Origin of the sequence: Streptomyces sp. NBC_00872, assembly GCF_045161915.1 — a bacterium.
Classification (GTDB): Bacteria; Actinomycetota; Actinomycetes; order Streptomycetales; family Streptomycetaceae; genus Streptomyces.
Genome location: NZ_CP108806.1, coordinates 4,419,232 through 4,438,480, shown reverse-complemented (window position 1 = coordinate 4,438,480; position 19,249 = coordinate 4,419,232). Strand labels below are relative to the sequence as shown.

The 19,249-nt window shown below is 71.4% G+C and carries 10 protein-coding genes; 3 read left to right on the top strand and 7 right to left on the bottom strand.

Going from position 1 to position 19,249, the window contains the following annotated elements; genetic code table 11:
- The first annotated feature begins 38 nt into the window (after positions 1-38).
- The 3 genes from fxsT to OG214_RS18885 all read left to right on the top strand — a co-directional run bounded on the left by fxsT (position 39) and on the right by OG214_RS18885 (position 8,201).
- The gene (gene fxsT / locus OG214_RS18895; protein ID WP_405985394.1) at positions 39-5,759 is read left to right on the top strand and encodes an FxSxx-COOH system tetratricopeptide repeat protein; all 5,721 of its coding nucleotides are present in this window, start codon (positions 39-41) and stop codon (positions 5,757-5,759) included.
- 31 nt (positions 5,760-5,790) lie between these two features.
- Positions 5,791-7,089: a CHAT domain-containing protein gene (locus tag OG214_RS18890; RefSeq protein WP_405985393.1), complete on the top strand. Its 1,299-nt coding sequence runs from the start codon at positions 5,791-5,793 to the stop codon at positions 7,087-7,089.
- 104 nt (positions 7,090-7,193) lie between these two features.
- Positions 7,194-8,201: a hypothetical protein gene (locus OG214_RS18885; RefSeq protein ID WP_405985392.1), complete on the top strand. Its 1,008-nt coding sequence runs from the start codon at positions 7,194-7,196 to the stop codon at positions 8,199-8,201.
- 101 nt (positions 8,202-8,302) lie between these two features.
- On the opposite strand, the gene OG214_RS18880 is transcribed toward OG214_RS18885, so the two are convergent.
- From OG214_RS18880 to OG214_RS18850, 7 genes are all read right to left on the bottom strand, one after another.
- Complete coding sequence (locus OG214_RS18880) at positions 8,303-11,635, bottom strand: amidohydrolase family protein (RefSeq protein WP_405985391.1); 3,333 nt, start codon at positions 11,633-11,635, stop codon at positions 8,303-8,305.
- Positions 11,636-11,674: 39 nt separating this feature from the next.
- The gene (locus tag OG214_RS18875; protein ID WP_405985390.1) at positions 11,675-13,141 is read right to left on the bottom strand and encodes a PLP-dependent aminotransferase family protein; all 1,467 of its coding nucleotides are present in this window, start codon (positions 13,139-13,141) and stop codon (positions 11,675-11,677) included.
- A complete protein-coding gene (dpgC, locus tag OG214_RS18870; protein ID WP_405985389.1) occupies positions 13,138-14,454 on the bottom strand; it encodes a (3,5-dihydroxyphenyl)acetyl-CoA 1,2-dioxygenase DpgC in 1,317 nt (438 codons plus the stop codon). The genes OG214_RS18875 and dpgC overlap by 4 nt, the downstream gene beginning before the upstream one ends.
- A complete protein-coding gene (dpgB, locus tag OG214_RS18865) occupies positions 14,451-15,272 on the bottom strand; it encodes an enoyl-CoA-hydratase DpgB (protein ID WP_405985388.1) in 822 nt (273 codons plus the stop codon). The genes dpgC and dpgB overlap by 4 nt, the downstream gene beginning before the upstream one ends.
- Before the next feature lie 26 nt (positions 15,273-15,298).
- Complete coding sequence (gene dpgA / locus OG214_RS18860) at positions 15,299-16,411, bottom strand: 3,5-dihydroxyphenylacetyl-CoA synthase DpgA (RefSeq protein ID WP_405987545.1); 1,113 nt, start codon at positions 16,409-16,411, stop codon at positions 15,299-15,301.
- A 104-nt stretch (positions 16,412-16,515) separates the two neighbouring features.
- Entirely contained in the window at positions 16,516-17,760 is a 1,245-nt protein-coding gene (locus OG214_RS18855) for an aminotransferase class I/II-fold pyridoxal phosphate-dependent enzyme (protein WP_405985387.1), read from the bottom strand.
- A 117-nt stretch (positions 17,761-17,877) separates the two neighbouring features.
- On the bottom strand, positions 17,878-19,218 hold the full coding sequence (locus tag OG214_RS18850) for a phenylacetate--CoA ligase family protein (protein ID WP_405985386.1): 1,341 nt from the start codon (positions 19,216-19,218) through the stop codon (positions 17,878-17,880).
- Positions 19,219-19,249 lie beyond the last annotated feature (31 nt).

The window sequence follows — 19,249 nt, the reverse complement described above, 5'->3', positions numbered from 1 at the left end:
GCGGCCTGGGCGTTCCCACTGAAGGCGTTCCCACTGAAATGATCATATCCAACGAGATAGGCGCGTCTCGTGCCGTGGGTGCCAGGGATCAGGAGAGCTTCGCGGCGGGGCGTACGTCCGTGGCCGCCCACACCGGGGGCAATCCGCACACCGAAGAGCACGCGATCGTCATAGACGCCGTGGCGAAGGCGGCCATCGCGCGGATCGTCCCGCGCGTCCCCGTCCGGAATCTGCCCGCCGCGGCGACGGAGGAACTGGTCGGCCGCGGCGACGCTCTCGCACGGATCCGTGAGGCACTGGACTCCGGTGCGGGAGCGGGTGTCATCACCCAAGTCGCCACGCTGCGCGCGCTCGGCGGGGTGGGCAAGACATCGCTCGCCCTGCACTACGCCAAGAGCCGCCTCGACGAGTACGACGTGGTCTGGTGGATCGCCGCCGAGACCGAGGAGCAGACCAGTTCCGCGCTCGCCGATCTGGCCGTCTATCTCCATCCGGGCTGGGCTCTGGGAGCCCTGCCCAAGGAGCGCACCGAGTGGGCGCTGCGCTGGCTGCACCATCACTCCGGCCGCTGGCTGCTCGTCTACGACAACGCCGAGAACCCGATATCCCTCAACCCCTCCATCGGCCGGCTGCTCGGCCGCGGCCATCAGCTGGTGACCAGCCGGACGGCGACCGGCTGGCACGCGCGGGCCCGGGTGATCGGCCTGGACGTGCTGGACCGGACGGACTCCGTCGATCTGCTCTGCCGGGTCGCCCTGCCCGACCGCCCGGCCGACGCCGAGGAACGGCGGCAGGCGGGCGGGCTCGCCGACGATCTGGGACATCTGCCGCTGGCGCTGGCACAGGCTGCGGCCTATCTGCGGCAGACCAGGATCACCTTCGCCGACTACCGGTCGAGGCTCAGTACGACGCCGGACGCCCTGTGGCAGGCACAGGCGGTCGACAGCGAGGTCGCCGAGACCATCCGCCGTATCTGGCAGACGAGCCTCCCGTCGATCCGCAGCCGTAAGCCGTTCGCCGTGGAACTGCTGAACACGCTGGTCTGGTACGCGCCGGAGGCGCTGCCCCTGGACGTTCTGCGGCCGCTCGAAGCCGACGGCCACCCCGTGCCGGACGCGCTGGCCGTGCTCGCCGGCTACGGCCTGATCACGCTGGGCCCGGAGACGGTCACCGTGCACCGGCTGCTCCAGGCGGCGTTACGGGCCGGGGTCCCCGACGCGGGATCGTGCGAACAGGCCAAGCTGGTCATGGCGCGGGCACTCACCGAAGAGACGCGGGCACTCGCCGAAGAGACCTCGACGGGTGCGCCGGACACGCAGACCGGATCCGAGGACACGGATACGAAGGCGGCATCCGAGCAGTCGGATACGGAGACCGGGTCCGGGGCGCCGGACACACAGACCAGTTCCGAGGCGCCGGACACGGAGACCCGGTCCGAGGAGACTCAGCGGCGCTGGCTCGCCCTGCTTCCGCACATCCGGTCGCTGGCGGCCACCGACCCCTCCCCGGTGCCCGAGCCCCGTGTCATCGAGATGTACCGGCGCGCGGCAGGCGAACTCGTCGCCCGCGAACAGAAAGTGCTCGCCCTCCCGCTTCTGGAGGCCGTGGTCGACGGGCGGACCCGCTTGCTGGGGGTCGACCATCCCGAGACCCTCGACAGCCGCGACAGCCTGGCCGAGATCCACAGCAAGGCGGGCGACCCGGCTCGGGCGGTCATGCTCTGCCAGGACGTCTGGCTGGACCGCGTCCGTATCTTCGGCGCGCTCGATCCGTCGACGCTCACCAGCCGCAACAACCTGGCCTATGCCTACCGCAAGGCGGACGACCCCATTCGTTCGGTGCGGGAGTTCGAGGCCGTGGCCGCGCAGCGTGCCGAGGTTCTGGGACCCGACGACCCCGCCGTCCTCGCGAGCCGTAACGCACTCGCCTACGCGCGCCAGACCGCGGGACAGCACAAGGACGCCGTGCGGGAGTTCGAGGCCGTCGTCGGGGACCGCTCACGTGTGCTGGGGGAGGACCACCGCGACACTCTGGCCAGCAGGAACAATCTCGCGTACGCCCATCTGGAGGCGGGCCACCACGCTCTGGCACTGGAGCTGTACGCGCAGGCCGTCGAGGACCGCACCCGGGTCCTCGGCCCGGACCACCCGGACACCCTGACCGGCAGGGGCTGGCTCGCCGACGCCTACAGCGAGGCGGGCGACGGCCGGCGCGCGCTCGAACTGTACGAGTCCGTGACGGCGGACCGTACCCGGGTCCAGGGCGCCGACCACCCCGTCACCCTGAAGAGCCGGAAAGATCTGATCTACGCGCTGAACAGGGCCAAGGGCCCGGCGGCGGCACTGCCTGAGGCCAAGGCGCTGCTGGCCGACTGCGTCAGAGCCATGGGCCCGGACCACCCCGACACCCTGGACGTCCGTGACGACCTGGCATTCGTCCACCGGGAGGCGGGCAACTACCGCGAGGCCCTCTCCCTGTACACACGACTTGCCGCGGACTACATCCGGGTCAGGGGCGCGGAACATTCCGAGACCCTGCGCGCGCGGAGTGTGCTCGCCTACGCGCGCCTGCTGTCGGGCGACAGCCGACAGGCCATCAGGGACTACGAACTGCTGCTCGCCGACCGTCGACGGGTGCAGGGCGCGGATCATCCGTCCACGCTCGCCGCCTGCTCAAGCCTGGTGAGGGCCCACTGGTGGATCAGCGACTACCGGCAGGCCATATCCCTGTGCGAGACGCTGATCGCCGACCGGATCCGGGTGCTGGGGCCGGCCCACCCCGATGTGTTCGGCAGCCGGAGACAGCTCGCGCTCTCACGCGTCATGGCAGGCGATCACCGCACGGCGGTGAGTGAGTTCGTGACCGTGGTCGCCGATCTCACCGAGGCTTACGGCCCCGAGCACCCGGATGTGCTCTCCGCCCGGTACTCCCTCGGCTGGGCCCACGAGAACGCGGGGAACCACCGGGAGGCCATCGGACTCCTGACGGCCCTCGTCGAGGACTGCGTACGAGTACAGGGCCCTGACCACTCCGGTGTGCTGGGTGCCAAGCAGGCTCTCTGCGAGAACCTCCGGCTGGCAGGACAGCCACGGGAGGCGATCGGTCTCCTGGAGGAACTGCTGGCACAGCGGACACGGGTGCAGGGCCCCGATCACCCCGATGTGCTGGACACCCGGAGCGAGCTCGGCCACGCCATCAGATCGGCGGGCGACCACCGGCGGGCGCTGTCGTGCTACGAGGAGCTGGTCACCGACCGCACCCGGGTCCAGGGCGCCGGTCATCCCGACACGCTCGACAGCCGGAACAGCCTGGCCTATACGTACCAGCTCGCAGGCGACCACGGACGAGCCATCACCGGGTTCGAGTCCCTGCTCGACGACCGTGTCCGTCTCCAGGGCAGTGACCATCCGGCCGTTCTCGTCGCCCGCGAGAACCTGGCGTACGCCTGCGTGGACAGCGGACACCACCAGCGCAGCTTTTCGCTCTACGAGCGGTCCGTCCAGGACAGGACGCGGATCCAGGGTCCGCGCCATCCCGGCACACTGGGCGTACGGAACGCTCTGGCGAACGCGTACCGAAGGGCGGGAGAGTTCCGACGGGCCGTCGTCGAGCTGGAGTCGGTGGTCGCCGATCTGCTGGAGGCGCAGGGCGCGGATCATCCGGCGACTCTCTCGGCACGTCAGGATCTGGCCACCACCCACCGCAACGCGGGCGATCACCAGAAGGCCGTCTCGCTCTACGGACAGCTCGCGGCCGATCACGCCCGTATCCAGGGCGCCGATCACCAGAACACGCTGGGCGTCCGTACCTGGCTGGCCTTCACCCACCAGCTCGGGAAGGACTACGAGCGGGCGACCGCCGAGTACGAGGCGCTCGTCGACGACTACCGCAGAGTCCAGGGCGCGGATCATCCGGCCACTCTCACCGCCCGCGAGAATCTGGCCTTCGGCTGCCGTATGGCTCGTGAGTACAAGCGAGCCATCTCCCTGGAGAGAGAACTCGTCGAGGACTACGGCCGGATCTTCGGCCCCGATCATCCCGACACGCTCGACGCCCGGAAGTACCTCGCCTACAGCCTCCAGTCGTCCATGGATCTCAGCGGCGCGATCGACGTACTCGAATCCCTGCTGGCGGACCGAATACGGATCCTGGGCGAGGAACACGGGGAGACACTGGACGCGCGGGCCGATCTGGCCGATGCCCGCTGGGACGCGGGTGACTATCCACGGACGGTCGAGGCCATCGAGGGTCTGCTGGCGGACCGGACCCGGCTGCACGGCGCCGACCACCCCGACACCCTCTATGTCCGGAGCCAGCTGGGCTACGCCTACCGCGCGGCGGGGCAGTACGGCCGCTCGGCCGAGTTCCAGGCGGAAGTGGTCGCCGACCGGGTCCGGGTCCACGGGCCGGACCATCCCGCCGCACTGAACAGCCGTGCGGCGCGGACCCGTGTGCTCGGGCTGACAGGCCGGTACCGGACCGCGATCGGCGAACTCACCGAGCTGGTCGACATCCGTACCAGGATCAACGGCGCGGACCATACCGACACCCTGGACACCAGGACCGAGCTCGCCTTCTGCTTCGGTCAGGCCGGTGACCTCCGCAAGGCGGTGGAACTGCTGACGGACGTGGTCTCCGTCTGCCGCCGTACGTTCGGGAACACGCACCGAGAGACCCTGCGTGCCCTTGGCCGGCTCGCGCTCGTTCACACACAGACCGGTCGGCCGGGTCGGTCCGTGGAGATCTGTGAGCGACTGGTGGACGACTACACCCGGCTGCTCGGACCCGACCATCTGGATGTGCTGGACAGCCGTGAAGCCCTGGCGTACGCACTCCTGCAGAACGGTGAGCCGGAGCGGGCCGCGACGCTGCACGAGGCGGTCGTCGCCGACCGCTCGCGCGTCCTCGGCCTGGGGTATCCGGGCACCGTGGACGCCCTGGCCCGGATCCACCGGGAGGGGGACGGGGAGACGGACGGCGGTTTCATCACCACGGTCGTCGCCTCCGTGAACCGGCCGCGCGACGGGTTTCCCACCACGGTCGAGTGCCTCGCGCGTGCCTACGGCGAAGCGGGCGACTGGGCCAAGGCCATCGGTCTGCTGGAGGCCGTCTGCGCGGGCCGCGCGCGGTTGTTCGGCGCCGGTCATCCCGACACGCTGGAGAGCCGGACCGAACTGGCCGTCCTCCGGGCGCGGTCGGGCGAGGACGGTATGGGACCGGTCTTCGAGGAACTGCTGACGGCCTGGGAACGGGTGCTGGGGTCCGACCACCCCCGGCTCGGCACTCTGCGGCTCCAGTTCGCCCAGCTGAGCCCCGCCTGGGTCCCCAGGGTCACGCTGCTCGCCGAGGCGCGCGTCGGGCATCCCGCCCCGATCGAGATGCGGCTGGAAAGGCCCGGGGACACGACGGCCGGGGAAGGGCGCTCGTCCGCCCCCGCCACCGCCCCCGACGATGAGGCCGACGCCCCCGCCGACGCCGACGGAACAGGCGCCGACGCGGAAGCGGACGAAGGGGTGGAGACGGGCGAAGGGGCGGAAGCGCAAGGTCTGCCGCCCCTGCTGCTGGTGGTGGGAGTCGAGTCGCAGGCGACGGTCGAACCCCCGGTCGCGGAGTATCTGCCGGGCTCGGCGCCGCCCCGCTTCGACTTCACGGCCGCCGAACCGGGAGCCCACCGTATCCGCTTCACCGTGTACGACCTGGAGTACGGGGTCGTACTCCAGGACCTGGAAGCGAACTTCGACGTTCCCGCCGCTCCGTAGTATCCGGGCACCCCAGGAAGAGACCGCCGGTATGCCTCAAGACGCCACCATCGAGATACGGCACAATCCCTCGCTGCACTACGCGGCGCTGCCGCCGCGCCGCCACGGCCGGGGCCGGCCTACGCGCGGCAAGGATCCACTCGATCTCAATGTGACGCTGCGTCATAACCGGCTGGCCGACGAGCTGCTCCTAACGGCGTGGATGTCGGGCGAGCGCACTCCCAGGACCGGGACCCATCACGCCGTTCTGCCGATGACCGGCCAGGCCGCACTGCGCGGAGCCGCGAGACTCCGGACCGTCTGGCAGAAGCGACTGGTGCGCTATCAGCCCGCCGTGTACGACACCGACGGGTACGACAGCGCTCCTGTCGGCGGCTTCCCGCTCGCCGACTCGGCCGATCTCTCCGGCCTGGCGTCCGTGACCGGGCCCCTGACCGACGAACTGGCCGCGGAGGGCTTCGACCTGTTCGACCGTCTCCTGGACGGCACCAGTCCCGAACTCAACTCGCTCCGGGCCTTTCTGACGGATGTGCTCGGCGGTGAGAGATCGCTGCGCGTCAGTTTCGACTCCGACATCTATCTCCCCTGGCCCATGCTGGCCATCGACCCGGAGACGGGTGACAACCCGTGGCAGGCGTTTCTGGGCCACCGGCACCAGGTCGAGCAGACCGGACACTCGTATGTGGCGTCCCAGAAGCAGTGGAAGCGCCGGGTGCCGCAGCCGGTCACCAGCCTTCACACCGACTCCACCCTGGAATCGGTGGGCCGGGCGCCCGAAGTCCGCAAACTTCTCGAAGAGCGTTCCAGCCTGACGGTGTGCACCGAGTCCGGGCCGTTCCTGGAGGCTCTCAGCGGAGCCGTCCTGGACGACGACGTGATGTATTTCTGGTGTCACGGCCACTTCGTGTCCAACGGCTCGGCCCATCCGCATCTGGCTGTCAGGCTCTCGGACGACCGTGACATCGACGCCGAACTCGTCAAGCGGCACCGCCGTCGCCATCGGGAGGGCACCGGGCGCTTCGCGCCGTTCATCCTGCTCAACGCCTGCCACACCGGGCAGGCGGCGGACGCGCCCGAGCTGGAGCACCTCGGCAAGGCGTTCGTCAGTCTGGGGGCGGAGGGTGTGCTCGGACCGCAGATCGAGATCCCCCAGGTGTTCGCGACGGAGTACGCGTACGCGTTCCTGGAGCTCTATCTGACGGGCGAGCACACCGCCGGTGAGATCACACGGACGCTCGTGCACCGCTTCGCCGAAGAGTTCCACAATCCGCTGGCCCTCGCCTACTCGCTGCACTGCGGCATCGACAGCACCCTGGAGATGGCCTCTTGAGACGGACAGCCGTCACGCCACGGACAGCCGCCAGGCCACAGACACAGAGACGGCCACGGACAAAGGCACGGCCACGGACACCGGCACCGGCACCGGTGCGCCCGGTGGAGGTGGATCTCGACGAACGCGGCAGGCTCCTGGTCCCGGGCACCGGCACCATCGTGGCCGCCAACCGCGTCGGCGAGTATCTGGCGCGGAACCTCCGGATCCCGGAGCGCGCCACCGACATCTATGTGTATGTGCACGGCTGGCAGACCGCGCCCGGGACGGCTTCGCGTACGGCGGCGCGTCTCGTCCAGCAGGCACAGGCGCTGCGCGCGGCCGGCCGGGAACGGTATCCGGGCGTCGCCCGGGGATTCCGGCCCTGGGTCGTGGTGGTGCGCTGGCCGTCGTCCAGCGTCTCCACGCTCGGCGGATTCCGGCGGATCCGCGAGCGGGCGCACGCCATGAGCGCCCTCGGGACCGGCCACGCGCCCTTTGTGCTCGCCCATCTGCTGGGCTATCTCGACGTACACCGCGCCCATCCCGAGAACCCCGCCGTGCTCACCAACCGCTCCGGCCAGTATCTGCACCTGGTCGGCCACTCGTTCGGCGGCAGGTTCCTGTGCGAGGCCGTGCAATGGGCCACGGAACGGCCCGTACAGCCGCGTGTCCTCGGCTGGAGCACGCCCGTCGATCCCCGCCGGCCGTTCACCGTCGACAGCGCGCTGATCTTCCAGATGGCCGCGCCGCGCGACGCCTTCGTCCGTCACTTCGCGGCGCTGTTCCCCTCGGGCGGCGCGCCGGGGGCGCCGCTGCGCGGTCCGCTCGTACTGACCCACTCCCGCTGGGACCGGGCCACCGGCTTCTGGCATCTGCGGGCGGAGGGAGAACCGGGGATCGGCCACTCGGGCACCGGAGCGACACCGGTCCCCCAGTCCACGATCCGGATGCTCACCACGCGCACCGCGTACGCGCGGCGGGCACTCGACCACCGGATCGTGAACGTGGACGCCGGCTGGCTCTACCGCGGTGGCTGGAAGAACAAGCTGTCGCCCTCGGGGGCGCACTCGGACTTCCAGCACCCGGAATCCGCCCATCTGCTGCTGACGCTCGCCTCCCTCTCGCGCTGACGCTCGCCTCCCTCTCGCGCTGACGGGCCACCGGCCGCCAGGCCGCCGACGGGCGGGCCGCCTCCGGTGTTCAGCAGAGGCGGCGTCAGTAGAGGCGGCCGTCAGCAGAGGCAGCCCATGCCGTTCGGGCGGGGGTCGTGCCAGGCGTGGTGGCGGGTGGTTTCCCGGGAGACCAGGGTGGGGGCCGTCGGGTTGGGGGCGGGGTCGCCGTCCTTCGCGGGGGTGGCGGTGAAGGGGGCCAGGAGTGCGGGGACCGTGTGCGGTGTGCCCGCTGTCACCACCGTCCGTACCGCCGCCGCGGCCCTGATGTCCTGGAGCGGGTTCCCCTCGACGAAGACCAGGTCGGCGAGCATTCCGGGGGCGAGTGTGCCGAGTTCGGAGGAGACGCCCATGCGCCGCGCCGGGTTGGCCGTGGCGGTGCGGAGGGCCTCGTGGGGGGTGAAGCCGCCCAGGACCAGGGCGCGCAGATTCTGGTGGAGGGAGAGGGCCGGGTCGTCGAGCGGGGCGTCCGAACCGGCGATGACGGTACCGCCCGCGCGGTGGATACGCAGGAGCATGTCCACGCCGCCCGCCAGCAGGGCCCGGTTCAGTTCGGCGGTCGGGCCGCCCGCCGCGTCGGCCTTGGCCACCAGGGCCGTGTAGTCCCACGGGGGCAGGAGCCGCCGGGTGCGTTCGTCGGTGACGAGTGAGCGGTCGTCGGCGAGCAGGACGGAGGAGTTCAGAAGCGTGGAGGTGACGGGCATCCCGGCGGCGGTCAGTACGGCGACGGCGTCCTGGTACGCCCGGCCCAGCCGGGTCTGGGTCTGCGAGTAGCCGACGCGGTTGCCGCCGCCCGTGTGCTCCATGGCGTCCATGCCGTAGCCCGCCTGCGGGTAGGCGTAGTGCGAGGTGACCGGCAGACCGCGCTCGTGGGCCTGCCGGGTGACGGCTCTCTCCAGCGGCGCGGGCAGCCGGATATAGGTCTTGACGAGATCGTAGGAGAGCCCCGTGACGCGTGCCATCTCCAGCCGTAGCTGCTCGGCGTCGACGACGGGCCGGACGTTGTTGTAGAAGACCCGGGCCCCGTCCAGGGCCTCCCCCGTACCGAAGAGACGCGGACCGACGCGCGCGCCCGACGCGAGGGCCTCCCTCGTCTCCACCATCTGATAGGCGGGGTCGGCCGGCGACAGGACGGTGGTGATGCCGTACGACAGCAGCAGGCGCCCGGTGCGGTCGCCCCACTGCCGGCCGCGCATGTGCCAGTGCACATGCGAGTCGATCAGACCCGGCATCGCGGTCAGGCCCGAGAGGTCCACGATCTCGTCGCCGCGGCCCCGGCCCGCCGGGCGGATCTCGGCGATCCGGTCGCCCCTGACGACGATGTCCACCTTCTCGCGCAGCCGGTCACCGCGGCCGTCCCAGAGGGCCCCCGCCCGCAGCACCACGGTGCGGGTGCCGATGGGACGGCGGTAGGTGAGCGGTACGGATACGGTCCGCGGGGTCCCGCCGGAGACCGGGACGCTCCGCGGCGTGCCGTTGCTCAGATAGTGGAGCCGGCCGCGCGCGTCCACCGAGAGCGAGTCGGTGACCTCCGTGGTGATCTGCTCGGGCGCGCCGGTGATCTTTCCCGTGGTGTCGACGGGCACCCGCCAGGCCGTGCTCTCCATGGCGAAGACGAAGTGTCTTCCGTCGGGGGTCCACACGGGCCCGTCGTCGCCCCGGGTCGCGATCGACCGGTGGGGCGCCACGGGCTCCGAACGGGTCGTACCGGTGGTGAGGTCCACGGAGAGGATCTCGCTCATCCCGGCCCGGTTGCGGCGGGAGTACGGCTTGTTCGCGGCGACGGCGAGCCGCGTGCTGTCCGGGGACCAGGTGGGGCGGCCGGGCTGGAAGACGACGGGCAGCACCTGCCGTACGGTTCCGGAGGCCACCTCCAGCACCCAGGTGCCGCCGTTCTCGTCCTGGTAGGCGATCCTCGTACCGTCGGGGGACCAGCGCGGGGTCAGCTGCGCGCCCGCCAGCCGGGTCAGCCGTACCGGCTCGCCTCCGGAGAGATCCTGGCGCCACAGGGCGGCGGTGCCCGAACGGTCGCTCGCGTAGACGACGGCCGTGCCGTCGGGCGACCAGTCCGGGTCGGAGTTGAAGAAGCCGTCGTCCACCAGCTTGACGGGGGAGCCGGAGGCCGCGCCGGTGCCCGTCGCCGCCACCCAGAGCGCGTTCAGCGCGCGGAAGACGATCCGCTTCCCGTCGGGGGAGACGACCGGACTCGCGATTCCCTTGACCCGCTGGGGAGTTGTCGAGGTGAAGTCTCTGACCCGGTGGTGCCAGGACGGCCGGGAGAGGGTGACCTTCGCGGTGAAGTCCACCGTACGAGGAGTGCCCCCGCCGCTCAGCCGCAGCCGCTGTATCCGCCCGTTCGCCGTGTAGAGCACTTCGTCGGCCGAGATCCAGGAGGTGCGCAGGGCATGGACGTCGGCGCCGGTCACGACGGCCCGGCCGTCGACCATCAGCTCGGCGCGGGCGCCCGCGATCTGTACGTAACTCAGCCGGCGGCCGTCCGGGCTCAGCGCCGGACCGAAGATCTTGGCGTCGCCGCTCGCGGTGACCAGCCGGGTGCGTGCCCCGGTCGCGATGTCCACGGAGTCGACGGCCGTGTCGTTGACCGTGCAGACGACCCGGGTGCCGTCGGACGACCAGGAGGGCGTTCCCTCCTCGTCGTCGCCGGAGGTGAGCCGGGTCAGTCCGCCGGTGGCCGGGTCGAGCAGCCACAGGTCGTTGCTGCCCGACCGGTCGGAGGCGAAGACGATACGGCCGCCGTCGGGCGAGTACCGCGGCTCGCGGTTGTCGTAGGCGTCGTCGGTGAGCCGGGTGAGCCCGGTGCCGTCGGGCCGTACGGACCAGAGCTGGTAGCTCCCGTCACGGAAGGAGTGGAAGACGATGGCGCGCCCGTCCGGGGCCCAGTGCGGCTGGGTGGCGTCCTGGAGGTCACCGGTGAGCCGGACGGCCTCGCCGCCGTCGACCGGCACCACCCAGATCGCGCTGACCAGGTCGATGGCGAGACGGGTGCCGTCGGGGGAGAGCGCGGCGGCCATGTTCGTGCCCTCGAAGAGGGTGAGCGTACGGGTCGCCCGGCCGGCTCCGTCCCCCGCCGCGTCGCCGTCCCCGTCGCCCTCGCCGTCCTGGTGCGGTCCCGGGGCCGCGGCGGTCGCCAGGCCCGTGCCCGCTCCCGTGGCGGCCAGCGCTCCGGCGGCCAGGACACCGCCTCCCACCAGGACGCGGCGCCTGCTCGGGCGCGCGGAGGCGGGGCGGCCGGCGGTCGGGGAGCCGTCCGCCTCGGTGTCCGCCACGGTCTCCGCCTCGGTCTCCGCCTCGGTGTGCGCCTCGGTCTCCGCGTCGGTGTCCGGGCCGCTGTCTGGACCGCTGTCCGGGCCGGTGTCTGGGCTGATGTCGTCCATGACGTCCTTCGGATTCTCTTCGGGGAACAGGGCCTACGCCTACGGGCACACGGCGTGCAGGAAGCGCGTCAGCCGGACGATGCCTTCCTCGATCGTGTCCGGGTCCAGATAGCTGCACGCGAGGCGGAGTTGACGGTCACCGCCGTCGCCCAGATAGAAGTGCGACATCGGCGTCCACAGCACACCGAACTCCCGGGCCGACCGTTCGAGCAGCCGCTCGTCCGCCGCGACGGGCAGCCGGACCCGTACGAAGAAGCCGCCCCGCGGGCGGTTCCAGGACACCCCGGCGGGCGCGCCCGTGCCCGGACCGAGCCCGCGGTCCAGCGCGTCCAGCAGCAGGCGCAGATTCCGCTGGTACAGCTCCGCCTTGGCGCGGACGACCGAGGCCAGCGATCCGCCGTGCTCCAGCAGGATGCCGCCGATGACGGCCTGCGAGAGCGGCGAGGTGTTGACGGTCACCATGCTCTTGAGCGTGGCGAGTTCATCGGCGAGCAGTCCCGTACGGCCCGAGGCGTCGCGTACGGGCTGGTCGGCGACGACGTATCCGACCCGGGCCCCCGGCATGCACACCTTGGCGAACGTACCGAGATGGACGACCCGTTCGCCGCCGGGCAGCGCCTTGAGCGGAGGCAGCGCGCCCGGCTGCTCCGCCGTGAACGCGTAGGCGTTGTCCTCCAGTACGAGGAAGTCCTCGCGCTCGGCGACGGCGAGCAGCCGGTGGCGGGCCTCCAGACTCATGAAGCCGCCGGACGGGTTGGAGAAGTCGGGCGCGGCGTACAGCGCCCGGATACGGCGTCCCGCGCGCCGGGCGGCCCGGCACACCTCGTCCAGCTGGGCGAAGTCGATCCCGCCCTCGGTGCCGCCGCCGGTGCCGCCGGTGCCGTCGGCGCCGCCGGTGTCCTCCTCCGTGTCGTCGACCGGCACCAGGTCCACACCGAGCACCGAGGCCGCCCCGGAGAGCCCGACGAAGCAGGGATTGACGACCGCGACGAGATCCGCCGGCGACGCGACGAGCGCCCGGAGCGCCAGCAGCATCGCCTCCTGGCAGCCGACCGTGATGACCAGGGACTCCGGCGGTACGTCGATGCCCTGGTCGGTACGGAGGGCGTCGGCCACCAGACCGTTGATCAGGCCCCGGCTTGGCCCGTACTGGTAGAGCAGCCGCTCGGCCTGCTCGGGTTTCAGCCCCCGCTCCTCCTCCAGATGGCGCAGATAGCGGGCGGTGTGGCGGGCGGTGTCGATCTCGGCGAAGAAGCTGGTGTGCGGGGCGCCCGGGGCGAAGGAGATCGCGTCGGGGAAGCGGCCCATCACCTCGTTGAGGAAGTTGATCGACCCCATGGCGGGGGAACCGAGCGAGCCGTGCAGGGCGTCACGGCGCAGTACGGCTCCCGCTCCGGCGGCGGCTCCCGCTCCGACTCCCGCCCCCGCCGCGGCTGGCGCTCCGGCTCCGGTCGCGGGCCTGGTCCCGTTCGCCTTCTCGTTCGCGGTACCCGTCCGGATGGTCACCGTACGGCCTCCTTCGCGGCCGACGGTCCCGTCGTGAACCGGCCCACCTTGTCGAGCACGTCCTCCCCGTACAGCCGCTGCGCCTGCGCGAGCGAGAACTCCGCCATATACGAACGGAACGCGTCGACGGGCTCCTCCGAGAGACGCAGCATCCGCCGGTTGGCGAGCACGGCGGGCGCCGCGAGCCGCGCCACCGCCTCTTCCACCGCGCGGTCCATCGCCCTGGGGTCGACGACCTCGTCCACCAGCAGCCGCGCGTCCGGCTCACCGGCCCAGATCTTCCGGCCGCCCAGCACCAACTGACGGGCGACCCGGGCACCGGTCAGCCGGCCCAGCCGGAAGTTCGCCGCGCCAGGCACGATGCCCTCCTGGGCCGCGGGCAGACTGAGATACGAGTCGGCGGCGGCGATCACCTGGTCCATCACCAGCAGCAGCTGGGCCCCGCCGCCGATCGCGAAGGTGTCGACCGCCGCCACCCAGGGCTTCTCCGTGCCATGGGCCGGGAAGGTGTCGGGCCGCCCCTCGGTCGAGAGGCCCCGGTACATCTTGCTGATGTAGCCCAGCTCGCGCTGGAGCAGGAAACCGGTGAACGAGATACGGCCGTGGTGGAGATCGGCGAGATTGACGCCCGCGCTGAAGATCCGGCGGCCCTGGTACCGCGGATGGGTCATGGGCCCGCCGCGCAGCACTCCCACCCGGATGCCGTCGTCCAGGAGCACGAGGTCGACGGCGATCTCGAACTGGGCGATCAGCTCGTTGTCCTCGGCGTTGAGACAGGACTCGTTGTGGAAGGTCACATGGCCCGCGTCACCGCGCCGCTCCACGGTGACCTTGCCCAGTTCGGCCCGGCCGGTGGCGCGGAAGTCCGGCAGCAGTCCGCGTGCCCGGGGTGTCGGGTCGCGCAGGACGTCGACGAGATGCCCGCCCGCTTCCGGCAGCCGCAGGATCTCCCGGAAGAAGATGCCCTGGTCGATCTCCCGGCCTTCCTTCTCCGCCTGGGTGTGGCGCAGTTCCTCGTCCAGCTCGGCGCGGGTGGGCACCAGACCGGGGAACGCCTCGGCCGCCGCCTCGGCCAGCGCGGTGAGCCCGAGCCGCCTGGTACGTCCCGCGGTCAGCCGGTCGTAGACCCCGGCGGCATGCGTACGGAGGAAGGAGGCGCGCAGTCCACGGCAGACGCGGTGGATCGCGGCGGCCCGGCCCTGCTCGTCCTCGGAGCGTCCGGAGCGCGACGGGAGGGCGGCGAGCGGGGCCTCACGGGTACGGATCTCCACGGCCAGGGCCTGGGCGGCGGCGGTGAGGCCGTCGCCGCTCACCGGGCCCCCGTCCCGACCGGGTCGCGGCGGCGCAGGCTGCGGTCGCAGGCGGCCAGATGCGCGCCCAGCGCCTCCTCGTAGCTGAGGGTGGCGTCGAACAGCAGCCTGCGCCGGATCGACCATTCGCGTCCGGGCACGGCCGACAGCTCCTCGGACACCACCGCCGCGCGCTCCAGGGCTTCCTGGGGATCCGTCACCGTCTCGTCCACCAGATCCAGTCCGGCCGCCAGCTCCGCGTCCAGCCAGGGGCGCCGCAGCAGCAGCCGCCGGGCCCTGGCCGTACCGATCTGCTGGGCCAGCCGGTGTACGGCGGTGCTCGGCCAGGCGCCGTCCTCGCCGCCCGCGAGCCGCAGCCGTACGGTGCCGTCGGCGATCCGGTGGTCGGCGATGAGCAGGGTCTCCAGCGCGGGTCCCGTGCAGACGCCCGTCACCAGGGCCAGCGTGGGGCGGTCGGCCGTCTCCAGCCGTCGCAGTGCGCGCTCCCAGGTGTTGACGAGATGGATACCCGTACCGACGGGCGAGCCGCCCGCGACAGGCGAGACTTCCGCCCGCCCGCCGGAGCCGCCCGCGACAGGCGAGCCGCCCGCCCGCTCGCCGGAGTCCGTACCGTCCCCCCGGTCACCCGGGCCGTAGCCGCTGCCCGTGCCCGTGCTGGTGCCCGTGCCGGTGCCCAGCAGGAGCAGCACCACTCCGCTGTCGGCGCCCTCCGCCTCCTCGGCCACGGCCTTCACCCTGGCCACCAGTGCGGGAGTCAGCTCCTCGTCCCCGCCGACCGTCAGGACCGCGGCGGCCCGGTCGCGTATGCCGGACACAGTCATGGTTCCTTCATCCTTCGCGTAAGGGGTCACCACTGGACCAACGCCGTCTCGATCGTGGAGCCGGGGCCCATCGTCATCAGCACGCCGTAGTCACCGCGGCGCACCCGGCCCTCCTCCATCAGCCGCTCGTAGGAGAAGAGAAAGGATCCGCTCGACAGATTCCCGTAGTCGCGCAGCACCCCGGTGGTGTGGCGCACGGCGTGGGGGCTCAGCCCCAGATTGACCTTGACCGAGTCGATGACCTTCTTGCCGCCCGAGTGCACCAGCCAGTGGGCGATGTCGGGGCGCCTCAGACCGGTGCCGGCGAGCAGCCGGCCGACCACCTCCTCGGCGTGCGCGCCGACGACATAGGGGACGTCGCGGTCCAGGAAGAAGCTGAACTTGCCGTGCGTGTCGTCCCAGTCGTAGCGCATCGCCTCCACCGCGTCGGGGATGATCCGGCTGGCGAACTTCAGCAGCGTGCCGGTCGGCGGGGCGTCCTCCTCGGGAGGATCCACGGCCGCCGGGTCGGTGACCATCGCGATCGCCGCGGCACCGTCCCCGAAGAGGCTGTTGACGACGGCGGTCCGCATGGTGCCGTCGAAGACGTACGCGGCGGAGCAGACCTCCGCGCAGACCATGACCGCGGCCTGCCCGGGGTTGGCCGCCGACCAGGACGCGACGGCGTTGAGCGCGTTGAGCCCGGCGTTGCAGCCCATGCCCACGACATCGAGTCTGCTCGCCGAGACCGGCAGCCCCAACTCCTTGATCAGCAGGGCCGAGAAGCCCGGGGTGAGCAGTCCCGTGGTGGTCACACAGCACAGATAGCCCACGTCGGCGAGGCAGAGACCGGCCCGTTTGAGGGCCGTCTCCAGCGCGTGGGCGGCGATCCGTACCCCCTGCTCCTTGTGCTTGGCGAGCAGTTCGCCCTGGGTCTCGGTGGCGCGGGTGCCGTCCGCGAGTTCGGGCGGCAGCGTCAGATAGCGCCGTTCTATCGCGCTGTTGAGGAAGACGGACCGGATGCGGGGGTCCTCGATCCGGAAGAGTTCCAGCATCTCCCGCTGGGTGTACGAGTTGGCGGGGGTGGCGGTGCCGAAGCCGACGACGGCGGGCCGGGGCCCGGCGTTCGCCGTACTCAGCCGCGCGCCTTCCGTACTCAGCCGCGCGCCTTCCGCCGCTGTGGGCGAAGCGCCCGTCGCGGCCGTGGGCGAAGCGCCCGTCGCGGCCGTACGTGAGCCTTCCGCCGCGCGCGCGGTCCCCGTCGTCACGCCCCCACCCCCAGCTCGTTGGTGGCCAGTTCGATCTGTTCGGCGGTGTGCAGGGCGGAGACGGCCATCCTGATCAGACCGCTGCCCTTCGCCACGGTGGGGAAGAACGCCGGGGTCACGATGATGCCCGCCTTGCGCAGCCGCCCCGCCGCCAGCAGCGCGTCCTCCTCGTTCTCGAAGAACGCCCCGCGAATGGGGGAGCGGGTGCCCGCGTTGAACAGCGCGCCGCCGGTGCGGGAGTCGAAGAGTTCCGTGTTGCGCCACAGGTCCCGCTGGAGCCGCGCGACCGTACCGTCGAGATGCAGCTCCGCCGAGACCCGGCAGGCGCTGACGACGGGCAGGGCGATGGGGCCGCCGAAGATCAGCGGATTGCCGAACTTGCGGAGCTGTACGGAGTCCTCCTCGCTGTTCAGCACCACGAAGCCGCCGTTGCTCCCGCCGAAGGCCTTGGCGAGGGAGCCGACGAGCACCACCGACGCGGGCAGTCCGCCCGGCAGGCCGCGGAACTCCTCGTACGCGAAGCCCGCCCCCCGCGCCCCCGTGATCGACACCCCGTGCGCGTCGTCCACGTAGAGATATCCCCCGGCCGCCGCGCACAGGCCGTACAGCCCGCGTACGTCGATCAGACCGCCCATGGATCCGACGCCGTCGACGAGCACGATCGGGGTGCGCCCGGCCTCCTGGACCGCCGCCAGCCTGGCCGCCAGCTCCTCCGGCCGCTCGCAGTCGAACCGGTCGACGGTGCCGATCTGTTCGAGTACACCGCGCAGCACCTGGAGGGAGGCGTGCGCGGTCCGCTCGATGAGGAACGCGGCGCCGTTCCTCGCGATCGGGTAGCTGGGCAGCACACCGCTGCCCAGCAGCGGCAGTACGCCGAGATGGACACTGCCGACGGCGGTGAAACAGGTGGCGTGGCGGTCGCCGTAGATGGCGCCGAGCAGGCTCTCCAGGGCCTCCAGATCCTCGTAGCGCATCCGGGTGCGTGACGAGGAGAACTGCACCCCGACCCGGCGGAGTGTGGTGACGGCGGCCTCCACCAGCGCCGGGTGGGTGTCGAGGCCGAGATAGGAGCAGGAGATGAACTCGACGGCGCGTGAGCCGTCGGCGAGGATCACCTCCTTGCCCTCCCGGGCGGCGAAGACATGGCTGGTCAGATCGGCGGCGATGGCCCGGGTCAGCGCGTCCGACGTCTTGTCGACGCGCGTTGATACCCAGTTGCTTCGTTCGGTCGTACGCGGCATCGGATATCTCCAGTGCTATCTGGGGATGGTGCTGAGGGCGTCACGCCACCCGGTCCGCGCGGTCGCTCCGTCGCGTCCTCGCGGTGGTCCGACGGCGTATCCGTCGGCCGACGGCGGTCAGCCGGCGGACCGCTCCACGAAGAACGGTGTCTTGCCTCGTGCGGTGTGGTGGAACGCCGAGCCGTCGACCCGCTCCAGCGTCAGGCCGCGGTAGGAGGGCGCGGTGAAGACCCTCCCCATGTGGTATGCGCCGTGCAGGGCGGCGACGGCGTCCTCGGCCGTGACCCCCGCCGGCGTACGGTCGGAGAGCAGCAGCCTGATCGAGAAGCCGGGATCGTGCTGGACCACCTGGAACTGGCAGTCGGCGGGGTCGGTGATACCCAGCGTCCCGAGCCGTTCCATCACGAGGTCGCGGGAGATGGTGGTGCTGTCCACGTTCATGGACTGGCCGACGCGTCCCGTGAGGGTCAGCTGCCGGGCGGCGCTGCCGCACAGGCAGGGCTCGGTCTCGATGTACCCCTCGTCACCGACCTGGTAGCGCAGCAACGGCATCCCGGAGTCGGTGAGCGTCGTGACGACGACCTCGCCGACGCGTCCGTCCGGCTGGATCCGCTCGGCGTCCGTGTCGATGACCTCGACGACGAGGACGTCCTCGTGGAGATGGTGGGTCGAGCCGCTCTGATAGGCGCACTGGTAGCCGATGGGACCGGTCTCGCTGGTGGAGTAGGAGAACGAGCGGACCGTCAGATCGGGCCGGATCTCGTCCAGCCGGCGCTCCCTGCTCTCCCCGAGGATCTCCCCGATGTAGAGGAAGTTGGTGACACAGCGCAGGAGTTCACGGGTGGTGTCGCCGGTCAGGAGCTGGGTGCCGGCGGAGGGCGAGCAGATGACGGTGTCGACCCGGTGGTCGCGCAGCACCTCGGGCGTCTCGGGGGAGGCGAGGGCGCTGCTGCCCATCGGGAAGGCCATCGCGGGCAGCAGCTCGGTGACTTCCTGCGCGAAGCCGAACGCGCCGTTCAGCTCGGCGGGATAGAGGAAGTTGGCGACGCGCCGGGGACGCGGCCTGAGCGCGGCGCGTACACCGCGGGCGCCGAGACAGGAGACCCGCCGGCTGAACTGCCAGGAGTGGTAGATCATCTTGCGGAGTCCGGACGTCCCGCTGGAGCGCAGGACGAGCCCGGAGGAGGCGTTACCGAGGACGAGGTTCTCCGAGGCGGGCGGACAGGTCTCCTGGAGATCGGCGGGGGAGAACAGCGGCAGCTTGAGCAGATCGCGGGCCACCCGGAGATCGAGCGCTCCCGGCCAGCTCGCGGCCACCCGCGGATTCTCCCGGAGGGCGTTCACGGTCACCGCGAGATTGCGCTGCTGGATTTCTTCGAGCCGGGCCCGTGACAGGGTGTCGAGATTCTCGGCCAGTTCGATTCCGGACGGTCCGCTGGACGGGCCGCCGGGGACCATGTCATGGAATCTCTTTGATGGATCGGTCTCC